Annotated in this window: 11 protein-coding genes; 9 read left to right on the top strand and 2 right to left on the bottom strand. The window is 57.9% G+C overall.

Going from position 1 to position 13982, the window contains the following annotated elements:
- Positions 1 to 678: response regulator (locus AB7S84_RS12810; protein ID WP_428154863.1), on the bottom strand; the 678-nt coding region annotated here is incomplete at its 3' end.
- A 275-nt stretch (positions 679 to 953) separates the two neighbouring features.
- Between AB7S84_RS12810 and AB7S84_RS12805 the strand changes: the two genes are divergently transcribed.
- From AB7S84_RS12805 to AB7S84_RS12790, 4 genes are all read left to right on the top strand, one after another.
- Positions 954 to 2123 (top strand): aminotransferase class V-fold PLP-dependent enzyme, encoded by a 1170-nt coding sequence (locus tag AB7S84_RS12805; protein ID WP_428154861.1) that lies wholly within the window; start codon positions 954 to 956, stop codon positions 2121 to 2123.
- 13 nt (positions 2124 to 2136) lie between these two features.
- A complete protein-coding gene (locus AB7S84_RS12800; protein ID WP_020875061.1) occupies positions 2137 to 2280 on the top strand; it encodes a hypothetical protein in 144 nt (47 codons plus the stop codon).
- Positions 2281 to 2288: 8 nt separating this feature from the next.
- Positions 2289 to 4019: an ABC1 kinase family protein gene (locus AB7S84_RS12795; RefSeq protein ID WP_428154858.1), complete on the top strand. Its 1731-nt coding sequence runs from the start codon at positions 2289 to 2291 to the stop codon at positions 4017 to 4019.
- Between the two features lie 122 nt (positions 4020 to 4141).
- Complete coding sequence (locus AB7S84_RS12790) at positions 4142 to 6940, top strand: UPF0182 family protein (protein WP_428154856.1); 2799 nt, start codon at positions 4142 to 4144, stop codon at positions 6938 to 6940.
- A 69-nt stretch (positions 6941 to 7009) separates the two neighbouring features.
- Here the strand turns inward: AB7S84_RS12790 and AB7S84_RS12785 are convergent, their stop codons facing one another.
- Positions 7010 to 8410 (bottom strand): deoxyribodipyrimidine photo-lyase, encoded by a 1401-nt coding sequence (locus AB7S84_RS12785; protein WP_428154854.1) that lies wholly within the window; start codon positions 8408 to 8410, stop codon positions 7010 to 7012.
- 164 nt (positions 8411 to 8574) lie between these two features.
- On the opposite strand from AB7S84_RS12785, the gene AB7S84_RS12780 reads away from it, so the two are divergent.
- The 5 genes from AB7S84_RS12780 to AB7S84_RS12760 form a co-directional block, all read left to right on the top strand.
- On the top strand, positions 8575 to 10116 hold the full coding sequence (locus AB7S84_RS12780; protein WP_428154851.1) for a DUF2867 domain-containing protein: 1542 nt from the start codon (positions 8575 to 8577) through the stop codon (positions 10114 to 10116).
- Positions 10117 to 10360: 244 nt separating this feature from the next.
- A complete protein-coding gene (locus AB7S84_RS12775; RefSeq protein ID WP_428154849.1) occupies positions 10361 to 11308 on the top strand; it encodes a YbgA family protein in 948 nt (315 codons plus the stop codon).
- A gap of 138 nt (positions 11309 to 11446) precedes the next feature.
- Positions 11447 to 11917: a PTS sugar transporter subunit IIA gene (locus AB7S84_RS12770; protein WP_428154847.1), complete on the top strand. Its 471-nt coding sequence runs from the start codon at positions 11447 to 11449 to the stop codon at positions 11915 to 11917.
- Between the two features lie 140 nt (positions 11918 to 12057).
- Positions 12058 to 12492, top strand: coding sequence for a hypothetical protein (locus tag AB7S84_RS12765; protein WP_020875054.1), 435 nt, complete (start codon positions 12058 to 12060; stop codon positions 12490 to 12492).
- 289 nt (positions 12493 to 12781) lie between these two features.
- Positions 12782 to 13982 (top strand): class I tRNA ligase family protein (locus AB7S84_RS12760; RefSeq protein WP_428154845.1); only part of this gene is annotated, 1201 nt, incomplete at its 3' end.

Genomic DNA, 13982 nt, shown 5'->3' with positions numbered 1-13982 from the left:
CCGGTATCCGACGCCGCGGACCGTCTGGATATAGTTCCCGCAGGAGCCGAGTTTTTTTCGCAGCCCGACGATCTGGACATCCACGCTCCGGTCGGTGACGGGGTAATTTTCGCCCCTGACGGCGTCGACGATCTGGGATCGGGTGAACACCCAACCGGGGCGACGGCTTAGAAAGAGCAGAATCTGGAATTCCGTGAAGGACAGGTCGATCTCCTTTCCCCGGAGCTCGACCCTGCGTCTGCCGGGATCGATGACCAGATCCCGGATGCGGATGACGGTGCCGGGGTCCGCGACATCCGACCTGTTCCGCCGGATGACCGCCCGGGTCCTGGCATTCAGAACCCGGGGACTGAAGGGCTTGGTCACATAATCGTCGGCCCCGACTTCCAGGCCCAGCACAATGTCGGCCTCTTCCCCCCTGGCCGTCAGCATAATGATTGGAATGTCGCGGGTTCTGACATTGTTTTTAAGTCGCTTGGCCACTTCGATGCCGTTGATCCCCGGCAGCATCAGGTCCAGAAGAATCAGATCGGGATGTTCGTTTCCGGCGATTTTGAGGGCTTGTTCGCCGGTCTCCGCCGGAATCACATCGAAGCCCTCACCGACGAGGTTGTATCGGACGAGTTCAAGGATGTCCTCTTCATCATCCACGACGAGAATACGTGCTTTGGTGGTCATCTTTTTCCGTCTCCCGGTGACGCGACAACGGTTTCGGCCGAGCCGTCGCTCTGATGATTTCATGAAAGGCTGAAGACTGAAAGCTGAAGGGGTGCGCCTGCAACGAATGGCGCGTCCTCGGCGAACGAGGCGTTTGTGCCCCCTTCAGTCTTCAGCCTTCGGCCTTCAGTCTCCCTGGAAATTGCGTCATTAAAAAGATTGCGAAATTGTTCACATCAACATATCATGAATAAAAATGAAATGATGTTAAAATTATGTTAAATTCAGGAGAGGTTATGAACTGGCGGCATGTCTACGATAATTACCCGATCAACCGTGAAAAGATATGGCTCAACAACTGCGGCATCACGCCTGCGGGAACCCACGTCATCGAGGCAATGACGCGCTTCCTGAACGATTTCGCCCAACACGGCGCCCACGCCGCCGCGGCCGACTATGGACGCGTTCTGCGTCGAATCAAGGCCGTGCTTTCCACCCTTCTGGGATGCGCACCCGAGGAACTCTGCCTGCTCCACAACACGGCGGAGGGGATGAACGTGATCTCCCGCGGGCTGCGTTTTGATCCGGGCGACGAGATTATTCTGCTTGAAAACGAGTACCCCAGCAACGTCTATCCCTGGCGCCACTGGGGTGATAAAGGGGTAAAACTCTTGACGGCCCCCGCGGCCCCCACCCCCGACGCCTTCTTCGAAGCACTGCTGGCCATGGTGACGTCGCGGACGCGTCTGATCACCCTTTCAGCGGTTCACTGGTGCACCGGCATGCCGCTGCCCCTGGCCCGCATCGGCGAACTTTGCCGTGATCGGGATATCCGCTTTGTGGTGGACGGTGCCCAGGGTGTCGGTATGCAACCCATGGACGTTCGACGCATGAACATCGATTTCATGGCGTTTTCCGCCTGGAAATGGCTGATGGGCCCACTGGGATTGGGCGTCCTGTACATTGCCGAAAAACGGCTGACGGAGCTGGATCCGGTCTTTGTGGGCACTTCCTCGGTGGTCATGGACGAGGTGTATCTTCCGTACAAAAGCGATTTTAAACCCACCGCGGACCGCTTCACGTTTTCGACCCCCAGCATCGGCGACTGGGTCTATTTCCTGGCCGCCTTGACCTACCTGGAGCAGATCGGCTTCGACAAGGTCCGCGATCGGATTTTCGAGTTGGCCGAATATCTGAAGCAGCGGCTTCGGAATATCGGCTTCCAGGTGCTCTCGGATCGGTTTCCGGATCACCCCACCGGCATCGTGGTCTGTGAAAAACCCGGCGTTCAGTCCGGTCCCATGGTCCAGCGTCTGGCTGAACAGAAGGTGGTCGCTGCCGAACGTCTGGGACGGATCCGTTTCTCCCCCCATATCTATCTGTCCGAGTACCAGATCGATGCAGCGGCGCGATCCCTCTCCCAGGCCTGCATGGGGCAGATGTACGCCCAGTCCGTGAGACGATAGAAAGGTGACAGAGATGAAAGAAGACAAGATCGACATTGATCGAAGCACCGCCGAGGCGGGCGTTCCGACAAAGAAAGGTTGGGTTCGGCGGCTGCTCGACTGGCTGGCCGAAGGCACCCGAAAATCCCTCAAAAATGGAACCGGGTGTCCGACCTGACGGATCAAATGACTGGTGAACCACGGTCCGTGGACATTGACATCGATATTCAGCGTTATCGCAGGGTCAGAGCTTTTTTTCTGAAGGTGGTGATTCAGGCCCTATGGTGGGATGTTCTCATCAACCGTCCCCTCCTCAGACGGTTCCGCCCGGAACCGATTGGCCGATGGCGGCAAATCGCCCGGGAGTTTCGCGCCCTGGCGGTGGAAATGGGCGGGGTTCTGATCAAGTTGGGCCAATTCTTGAGCATTCGTGTGGATATCCTTCCGATGGAGATCACCAGGGAGTTGTCCGATCTTCAGGATGAGGTGCCGCCCGAATCCTTCGATCGGATCAAAGCCCGTATCGCTTTGGATTTCGGCCGGCCGGCCGATGAGGTTTTCGCATGGATTTCCCCGGTTCCGGTCGGCGCCGCTTCCCTGGCCCAGGTCCACGCGGTGCGCCTCGACACCGGAGAACGGGCCGTCTCCAAGGTGTTGAGACCGGGAATCGAGGAGCGGGTGGCGGCGGATCTTGCCGCCGTCAAAGCAGCGCTCGCCTGGTTGAAATGGTACGAACCCATCCGGCGACGGATCGATCCGGACTGGCTCTATCGGGAGTTCAGCGCCGTGACGCGGAAGGAACTCGATTTTTCCAACGAAGGACAAAACGCCGAGCGCCTGGCTGAGGATACCGCCGATGATCCCGGGGTCTATATCCCCAAAATCTACTGGTCCCATTCGGCCGGCGGCACGTTGACGCTGGAGGACGTCGGCTTCATCAAGATCGGCGACGTCGATGCCCTCCGCCGGGCGGGGATCGATCCGGCACGCGTGGCGGACCGCCTTTACGCGCTCTATATGCGGCAGGTCTTTGAAACCCATTTCGTTCATGTCGACCCGCATCCCGGAAACCTGTTTGTACGCCCGTTGCCGCTCCCGGAGGAATTCGAAAGGGGCGTGACGGCTTTTGCGCCGGGAGATTCAGTGCCCTGCGGACCGAACCGCCCATTTCAGATCGTTTTCGTCGATTTCGGTATGATGATTTTCATCCCGGAGCGGCTTCAATCCGCCCTGCGAGACTATGCCGTGGGTCTCGGGACCCGAGACGCTCGCCGGATCGTCGCATCGTATCTCAAGGCCGGCACACTTCTGCCCCATGCGGATCTGCAGCGGCTGGAGGCGGTCCACGAAGCCCTGCTCGACCGGTTCTGGGGCGTTCAGGCCGGGCGGCTCCATGAAGCAGCCATCAGGGAGGCCCGATACTTCGCGCGGGAATACAGCGACGTCATTCTCAACGCCCCGTTTCAATTCCAGGCGGATATGCTCTTCGTCATCCGTGCCGTCGGCATCCTGTCCGGGATGGCCGCCCATTTGGACCCCGAATTCGACGTCTGGTCCAAAACCATTCCTTACGCCCGACGCTACGCCGCATCAGCCATGGAAAGGTCCTTCCTCTCCCTGCCCGAAAACACGGTCGCACTCCTCCGAGCGTTGTGCCGGCTGCCCCGTAAGGCGGATGCCATGATGGACCGAATTCATCAGGGCCGGCTGGTGGTGCGGATGACCCCTGATCAGGATGGGCGTCGTGTCCTGACCGATATCGGTCGGTCGGTGGATCGGCTGGCGAACCATGTCCTCGCGGCCGGTCTTCTGGTTTCCGGAGCCGTCCTATTCGGGATCGCGGGTGGGGTATTTTTCGGAAAAATTTTCATGATCACGGGGGGTTTCGTCCTTCTGCTCTCCTTGCGCAACCGGTAAGATTCTCTTGAAAATAGCGGATGCCTCTGATAGGGTGACGATGTTAAACTGGTTTCCCATGACGGCGGCGCCCCTTCCGGGATCGGCGCTGTTACATTGCGATTCGGATACAGGAGGGAAGGATGCAGAAGTGGGTGCGGTGGCTTGTCCTGGGCATTGTCGCGATCATACTGCTCTCAGTGGCCTACGTCATATTCAATTTCGTTTTTCTCAATTTTTTCGTGAATCTCTGGTGGTTCGATTCTCAGAACCTCAAGGGATATTACCTCATGCGGCTCTTTTACCGGTACCTGATTTTCGGCGCCGTCACCCTGGTCCTGTTTCTCATTTTCTTCTTCAATTTCTGGATTGCATCGCGATACCTGGGCCTCTCCCCGGACTCCTGCGTCATGCCCGATACCGCCGAGAACGAACGGAAGACACGACGCTGGATGAAGATGATCCAAAGCGGATCCATGAAGATCTACACCCCCATATCGGTTTTTCTCGCCTTTCCGATTTCCGTTCCCTTTTATGAACGTTGGGAGCAGGGGTTGCTGTTCTTCTTCGGGAGCTCCGCCGGATATCGGGACATCGATCTCGGTCTGGACATCAGCTTTTTCCTGTTTGGATACCCGATATACGAGTTTCTGCAGTCTCAGCTCATGATGGTCTTCATCTTTCTTTTCGCCTTTCTTTTCATCCTCTATTTCGTCGAAAATCGTCTGCTCTGCCGGATAGAAGAGGTCATTCCCAAAGGTGCCAAAATCCATCTGGCCATCGTGGCCCTCATCGTCGTGTTGTTGCAGACGTGGGGGTTTCTGCTCAAAATCGTCGAACTCCAGTATGTTGAAACCCATGAGCCTATTTTTTACGGCCCGGGGTTCATCGAGAACTGGATCGACATCCCCCTGATCCTGTTGACGACGTTTACCTTTCTGGGAACGGCCGTTTCGTTCCTTCTGTTTTTCTTCAAGCGCAAATTTCTCAAGGCTGGTGTGGTGTTCGCGGCGTTTTTCCTGATATTTCTGGGCGTCTACAATACGACCTCTCTTCACGAGTCGGTGGATAAATACGTCGTTCAGCCCAACGAGATGATCCGGGAAAAGCCGTTCATCGAAACCAGCGTCGCGTCGACCCTTAAAGCCTATAAGCTCGACCAGGTCATAACGGATAATCTCCGCGTCACTCAGAATCTCGATCTGGAGAAGAACCCCGCGCTTCAGGATGCCCTGTCCAACATACCGGTGTGGGACCGGGAACTCCTGGACGAGGTCTACCGTCAGCTTCAGGGGTTCAGGACCTACTACTCCTTTCCGGACGTGGACGAAGACCGGTACACCGTGGCGGACGTCTACCAGCAGGTCAACATCGGCGCGCGGGAGATCAACCTCGATGACCTGCCCGAAGCGGCCCAGAACTGGATCAACCGGCACCTGCAGTACACCCACGGTTACGGCGTGGTCATGAGCCCTGCCGCCCAGGGCGGAGAAGAGCCCATGACATGGTTCATGCGCGATATCCCCCTGCAGTCGGATTACGGGATTACGGTGCGCGAGCCGAGAATTTACTACGGCGAACAGGATTATGCCTATGCCATCGCGCCCAACGACATCGGAGAGATCGATCATCAGCGGGGCGACAAAGATATTATGACGGACTATGCGGGAAGCGGCGGCATCCCCATTACCACCCTTCTTCGGAAGCTGTTGTTTTCGGTGTATTTCAACGACCGCAACATTTTTTTCAGTACCAAGACGACCTCCAGGAGCCGTATTCTGCTCCGCAGGAACATCGTCGAGGCGGTGAACCAGATCACGCCCTATTTCCTGATGGACAAGGATCCCTACATCGTGGCCACCCCCAGGGGGATGTTCTGGATCATGGACGCCTACACCACATCGGCATATTTTCCCAACGCCCACGCCTATCGCACCACCGATCCCGCATCCACCTTCTATGGCAAGGATTTCAACTATATCCGCAACTCGGTGAAGATCGTTATCGACGCCTACAACGGTACGGTGATGTATTACCTGGCCGATCCGGAGGATCCCATCGCCGATGCCTACGACCGGATTTACCCCGGGCTTCTGAAGCCGATGAGCGAAATGCCCGAGGATCTGCGGAATCACGTCCGCTATCCCCGGGATCTTTTTGCCGTTCAGATGGCCATCTTCGCCAAGTATCACCAGACGAATCCGGAACAGTTCTATCAGGACGAGGACACGTGGGAATTCGCCAAGATGAGCCGGGGCCCCATGAATCCCTACTATATGACCGTCAGCCTCAAGGCGGGGGACGACCAGGGCTTCATACTGGTGAGCCCCATGAGCCCCATCGGTCGGGACAACCTCCGGTCGATCGTCACGGTGGGCTGCGATGTTTCCAATTACGGCCGGGTCACCGTATACAGCTTCCCCCGCGGTCAGCAGGTGTACGGTCCTTCCCAGATCGAGGCGCAGATCAATCAGAACAGTCTCATCGCTCAACAGCTGAGTCTCTGGGATCAAGCCGGATCCCAGGTCCAGTTCGGTCGGATGGTGCTTCTGCCCCTGGAAGATCTGATCCTCTACATTCAACCGATCTACATGATATCGGCCAAGGGCCTGAAGATTCCGGAACTCCAGCGGATCATCGTCAGCCAGGGGGAACTGGTGGTGATGGAGCGCACTATCGAGGAGTGTATTGAAACGCTCCAAAAAATGCTGGCGATGCGATTGGAACGCATCCAGAGGCGTTTCCCGGCCGCCGAAGACGGGGTGCTGCCGGCGCCGGCGCCGCCGGCTCCGGACATCGTTCCGGCACCCGGGACCGGCAATGAAGCGCCCATGGTCCCGCCGCCGGCTCCGGACATCGTTCCGACACCCGGGACCGGCAATGAAGCGCTCATGGTCCCGCCGCCGGCCCCGGCACCCGAAGCCGAAACCGAAGCCCAATAGCCGCCGGCTATGGATGCGTCTCCAGGGTTTCGGCGCAGATGACGGCGTCGCTCCGAAAAATTTCGTCTTTCAAGGCCCCGGAGCGGCGGCGACCATCCGGTCGACCTTTCGGACATAGGCCCGGATATCGCATTTTCGCTCAAGACCCGAGGCGGCCATGTACCGAATCTTGCCGAAAACAGGCCGTTCCTTCCAGGCCCGGTCGTGGAGACCGAAAATCCACCCGATGCCTGCGTAGGAATTGGGATCCCGGCCGTCGATGAAGTACCGATTGTTGAGCCTGATGAGCCGTTCGAATGCGACTTCGGGCGTTTCGCTCCATTCAAGCACCTTTTTACCCCAGTACATCCGCATGTAATTGTGCATGAAGCCGGTATGGATCATCTCCTTCATGGCGGCGTTCCAGTAAGGATCATGAGTTTCGGCCTTTTCCAGCTCGTCCGGCCCGTAAAGTGCCGGACGATTGTCGCCCCGATGCGCGTCAAGGGTTTTTCGAGCCCACGACGGCAAGGTTTCGTATCGATCGTACCCTTTGGCGTACCAGACATGGTTGACGGCCAGCTCGCGTCGGACAATGAGCTCTTCCAGAAAGGCCGCCGCCCCCTCAGGACAATCCCGTTGCACGGCATGAACCTTCATCGCCAGCCACAGGGGTGATATCTGTCCGAAATGAAGATAAGGACTCATGTGGGAGACGTCGTCCAGCTGCGGCTGGTTTGCGTGACGGTCATAGACCGCAAGGCTGCGATGGAGGAAGTCTTCGAACCGGCGTTTGGCATGGGCGGTGCCGCCGGTGAAAAAGAGGCTTGGCGGCACGGATAGATCGTCCAGACCTATCATTTTCAGTAGATCGTCCGGAGAATCGAGGGCGACGTCTTCGGCGTTCAGGATATCCGCCGGGTCGATGTGGGAGGAGGATATCTTCAAAGGGATTTCTTCAAGCTCATAGAGAAACGCCCACAACAGTTCCTGGATTTTCATGCGGAGGATCCGGGCGTTGTAAGCCGCCTTGGGGTATAGTGTTGCCACCGGCAAAACAGCGTCGCCGTCCACCTGGATCACCGGGCATGCGGCGGCCCCGGCCACCTCGGCCCGCCATTGGCGCTGGTGTCGAAGATACCCTTGATCGCAGATGATCGCGACGGCGCGACGGCCTGCGGCCAACGCCACATCGGGGGGATGTCCGACGTGAACCGCCAGATGGATGCCGCGACCGGCCAGCGCGGCCCGGGTTTCCGCCAGACCCTCCAGCATGAAGGTGTAGTGCCGTCGGTTGGCTTCGGGGTATCCGCTGCTGAGACCAAAGACCACCAGCAGGGGCCGCCGATGCCGATTTGCCGTTTCGACGGCGTATTCGAGGGCGGGGTTGCATTCGGCGCGCTGGGACTGCTGCATCCAGTAAAGAACGAAATCTCCGGGGGATGGGGGCCTTCGGTTCATGGGGCGGATCATCTCCTGGGGAATCTTCATGGGTCTTTTCCTCTCTGCCGGGGCGTCTTCTCTTTATTTGCTTGATTTGCCGCACGGAAGCGGTATAATTTCACAAAATTTGCGGCCGTCGTCGGGCGTGGACGACCAACATCCGCCCAGACGATTCAGACGTCGTCGGGCATAACGAAGCGGTCGGAAAACATATGATATCAGAGAAACCCGTACTTGTCATCGGATCAACCGGATACGTCGGTGGAAGACTGGTACCCCTGCTCCTCGAGTCCGGTTACCGTGTCAGGGCCATGGGGCGATCCTTTTCCAAGATGGCGGCCCGCTCGTGGGCGAACCACCCGAATTTCGAAATGATCGCGGGGGACGTCCTCGATTTCGAATCCCTGCGGACCGCGGCCCGGGGCTGTCGAGCGGCGGTTTACCTGGTCCATTCCATGACGGCGGCGGGCCAGGACTTCGCCCGGGCGGACCGGACCGGTGCCCGCCATATGGCCGACGCGGCCGCGGATGCCGGAATGGACCGCGTCATCTATCTCGGGGGGTTGGCCGAAGCCGGGCATCATCGGCTCAGCGAGCACCTGGCATCCCGGAAGGAGGTTGCCGGGATCCTGAAATCCGGAAGCGTCCCCGTAACCGACCTCAGAGCCGGGGCGATTCTGGGGGCCGGCAGCGCCTCTTTCGAGATACTTCGCTATGTCGTCGAACGGTTCCCCGTAATGCTCGCCCCCCGCTGGGTCGAAACCCTGAACCAGCCCATATCCATCCGCAACGTCCTCCTATACCTCAAGGGATGTCTCGAAACCGATGCCGTGTTGGGGCAGACCTTCGATATCGGCGGACCGGACGTGATATCCTATCGCCGCCTGGCTGAAATCTATGCTGAGGAAGCCGGGCTGCCGCGCCGGCACATCATTCCGGTCCCGTTCGTGTCCCCGGCGCTGAGCGCCTTTCTGATTCATCGAATGACGCCGGTGCCCGCGGATCTTGCAAGACCCCTCATCGAAGGTCTTCGCAACGAATCGGTGTGCGGCGATGAACGCATCCGGACTGTCATTCCCCAGCGGCTCTACACCTGCCGCGAGACGATTCGGACGGCCGTTGAAAGCAGCCGGGCGGACCGCGTGGAGACGTGCTGGTCCGATGCAGGATGCCTCATTCCCCCGGAATGGGCCTATTGCGGCGATGCCCAGTACACCGGCGGCACGATTCTGGAATGTGGGTACCGTGTGGGGATCCACGCCGGACCGGGGGAGGTCTGGCCGGCCGTCGCAAAAATCGGTGGTGATACGGGATGGTATTTCGGAGATCTTCTCTGGCGACTGCGGGGAGCGGTGGATCGCTGGATCGGCGGCGTCGGGCTGCGTCGGGGCCGCCGCCACCCAGACTGTCTCCAGGTGGGCGACGCGCTCGATTTCTGGCGGGTTCTCGAAATGGTGCCCGAACGACGGCTTCTCCTGACGGCGGAGATGAAACTCCCCGGCGAGGCTGTTTTCGATATCCGGCTCCATCCCCGTGACGGCGAAACCGAAATTGAATTTTTGTCTCGATTTGTGCCCAAAGGACTGGGGGGGCTCCTCTACTGGTATGTCCTCTATCCCGGACATCAGTGGGTTTTCAGAGGTATGCTGGAAGGTCTTGCCCGCGCCGTCGGAAAGCCGATCGTCTCAACTCCTCGGCGCTTCACCCCCAAAATTCCGGACACCTGTCCCCCGCCCTGGGAGATTAGAGACTGAAGGCTGAAGGCTGAAGACTATAGGAAAAACAGGGGCAAGAGAGGTTAGGCGGTGTTGGGATACTAAAGATGGACATTTCGGGGGCGTTGCAGAATTTTAAGTGATTGGTGGTTATGGGGTTATGGAGGTACCGGGAGACTGTGGCCGAGGTTTTTCAGCGGTGATTTTAACGCCGCGGTCGTCACAGATGCACCCCTTCAGCCTTCAGTCTTCAGTCTTTAAAAACCGAAAAAGGAGAAGCGCTATGACCGCCACCATCAAGCTGGGTGTCAGCCAATGTCTTCTGGGGGAGAAGGTTCGCTACGACGGGGGCCACAAACTTGACCGTTTCATTACGAATACCCTCGGTCAATATGTGACCTTCGTTCCCGTATGCCCGGAAGTGGAGTGCGGCCTGGGTGTTCCCAGGGAGGCGATGCGGCTGGAGGGAACACCGGAAGCCTTTCGACTCGTCACCCGAAACAGCCGGATCGACCAAACGCGGCGCATGGTCGACTGGGCGGAAAAACGGGTTCGCGAATTGGAAAAAGAGGGATTGTGCGGCTTTATTTTCAAAAGCGGATCCCCCAGCAGCGGCATGGAGCGGGTGAAGGTCTACGGCGAGAAAGGGATGCCGGTGAAAAAAGGTGTGGGGATTTTCGCCGCGCGGTTCATGTCCCATTTCCCGCTGCTGCCCGTCGAAGACGACGGCCGTCTCAACGATCCCAGGCTGCGTGAGCATTTCATCGAGCTCATTTTCGTCTTCAAACGGCTTCGGGAGCTTCTCGCCGGCGAGCGGAAAATGGGGGCGCTGGTGGATTTTCACACCCGCCACAAGCTTCTGATCATGGCTCACAGCCCCGATCATTACCGACATATGGGCAAACTGGTCGCAGACGGCAGTCTTACGGTCAGCGAAAAATACGACCGTTACCCGACAATGATCGGAGAGGCCATGAAGTTCAAAACCACCGTCAAAAAGAACGTCAATGTGCTGCAGCACATTATGGGATACTTCAAAAAGCAGATTTCCCCGGACGAAAAACAGGAGATTCTGGAAATCTTCGAGCTGTATCGAGACGGTCATGTGCCGCTGATCGTGCCCGTCACCCTGCTGAACCACTACGTGAGGAAATACGATCAGCCCTATCTCAAATTGCAGTACTATCTCAATCCGCACCCGCTCGAGCTGCACCTGCGCAACCATGTCTAGCGCGGATCTCCCCGGCGTCCTTACGGCATGAAAGCCTATCCCCCGGAGAAGGCTTGTGTGTCTGCCGTTTGAAGAAACGAAGCGATAATTCGTCGCCCCCCGGACGTTATCGCCGATAACCGCACCGGATCGGATACGATGCAAATTTCAGCATACCTGTCTCATGACCGTATTTATCTGGATATGCCGTTGCCCGACAAGGCCTCGGTCCTGAAATTCATTGCCGAATCCTTCGTGAGGCACAAGGCCGCGGTCAATGTCGATGCGGTTCATGACGTTCTTGAAAAGCGGGAAAAATTGATGAGCACGGGCATCGGGGGCGGCATTGCGATTCCCCACGCTCTGTCTTCGGTCATCGGGGAGATGGTGATCGTCCTGATCCGTCTCAAGCCGGGCATCCCTTTCGAAGCCCTTGACCGACGGCCGGTGGACGTCGTTTTCGGCCTCGCGATCCCTGCAAAAGAGATCACGTGCCATTTGAAGGCGCTCGCCGGTATATCCGCTCTCTGTAAAAACCCCGGGATGCTGAACACCATCCGCAGCGTCGTGTCCCCCCGCATGTTGTGGCAGCAGATCGAGGCGGTGGAAAAGGGCAGGGACGAATCATAGGATCCGACAACCGCGTTCCGGACCCGAACCCATTGCCAATTTTTCAAAAAGTATTATCATGGAAATGTTCCGGGGCGGTTGGACACACGCCCCGTCACGAAACCCGGAAATGATGAACCCATGAACCCAGGAGAATTTTTATGACGACCGCGGTGAACGCCGTAGCACCTTTGAACAAAGTCTCGATATCTCTGGCGGCCGGACGCGCCGCCGGTCGAAACGACCTGACGCCGGAACCGATCTCGATAACATTTGTTTATGGCATCGGCAAGGAAGGACTGACCCCGTTTGAATACGAATTGTCCGGGATTCCCTCGGGAGGAAGTGCTGTATTTCATCTGGCGCGTCATCAGGTGGATGCTTTTTTCGAGCACCTTGACCTGTCGCTTCCCGCAACGGAGGCCGATGAGATCATTCACTTCACCGCCCGCGTTGATCATGTGTCGCCGGCGTCGAGCCGGGAGGTGATCAAGGCCATGGCGGAGGTCTCCGGGGGCTGTTCATGCGGCTGCGGCTGCGGGGGCGGGATGTCTCATGAGGGCTGTGACGGGGGATCCTGCGGAGATCACCTGTGAACCGGGAGACGATCGGCGGATGATCCACCGCCGGGGTGAGTGCCGTTCGCCTGCTCCCCGATCCTGCATTCAGCCGCAAAAATGGTTTCGTGTTCCTCTCCGGGCGCTTGCCCACTGCCTCCCGACCCCGGCCGGGTCGGTCCTCATCCGCAATCATTCACGGATTCCAGCCGTGCCGCCCTGAATTGAACGGTGGGTGGAACAATCTCTTGACACCTATGACGATTCCGTTTAGTTTTTCCAATTCCAACGGCAAACCACTCTCAATCCGAAACCAGGCGAGGATTCAATGGACTATAAAAAAACCCTTAACCTACCCGCCACCGCTTTCCCCATGAAGGCGAATCTGGCGCAAAAGGAACCCGAACAACTGGCAAAATGGGAAGCGGCGGGGTTGTACCGGAAGATCCGGGCCGTCGCATCGGGCAGAAAACAATTTATTCTTCATGACGGCCCCCCTTACGCCAACGGAAACATCCACATTGGAACCGCGCTGAACAAGATTCTGAAGGATATCATCGTCCGTTCCCGGCAGATGAGCGGATTTGATGCGCCCTATGTCCCCGGATGGGACTGTCACGGCCTTCCCATCGAGCACAATGTCGATAAGGAATTGAAGAAACAGAAAAAGAATAAGGAGACCATGAGTCAGGTGGAGGTCCGCAAGCTGTGTCGGGCCTATGCCGAGAAATACATCGACATTCAAAGAAATGAGTTCAAACGGCTGGGGGTCATGGGGGAGTGGGAAAATCCCTATCTGACCATGAATTACGAATACGAAGCCGTCATCGCGAGAGAATGCGGTCGGTTCGCTCTGGAGGGCAGCCTTTTCCACAGCAAGAAGCCCATTTACTGGTGCAACAGCTGCCAAACCGCCCTTGCCGAAGCTGAAATCGAGTATGCGGATGAGCCGTCGCCCTCCATCTTTGTCAAATTCCGGATGAAGGACGACCTCGGCGAGGCCTGTCCGGTCCTGAAAGACAAACGCGTTTCCATCGTCATATGGACAACGACGCCCTGGACCATTCCGGCCAACCTGGCCGTCGCCCTTCATCCGGAGTTTGATTATGCCGCGGTGGAGACGGGAGGCGGCGAAATCCTGATCCTGGCAAAAACCCTTGTCGAGGACTGCATGAAGCGCTTCGGCATCTCCGATTATACGATCGTTTCGGACATCCGTGCGAAAGACCTCGAGAAAAAGCGATGCATTCACCCGCTCTATGACCGGGACGCCCTTATCGTTCTGGGCGAACACGTCACCCTCGACGCCGGAACGGGGTGTGTCCATACCGCGCCGGGCCACGGCCGGGAAGACCATGAGGTGGGTCTCAAATACGACCTCGACGCTTATTCGCCCGTGGATGATCGGGGGTGCTTCACCGAAGAGGTGGGGTTGTTCGCGGGACAGTTCGTCTTCAAGGCCAACCCCGAGATCATCAGGAAGCTGCAGGAGAACGGGGCGCTGCTGGCCGAAGAGCGCATCAGGCACT

Source organism: Desulfococcus sp. (assembly GCF_050178255.1).
Classification (GTDB): domain Bacteria; phylum Desulfobacterota; class Desulfobacteria; order Desulfobacterales; family Desulfococcaceae; genus Desulfococcus; species Desulfococcus multivorans.
This window is presented reverse-complemented; position numbering and strand designations above follow the sequence as displayed.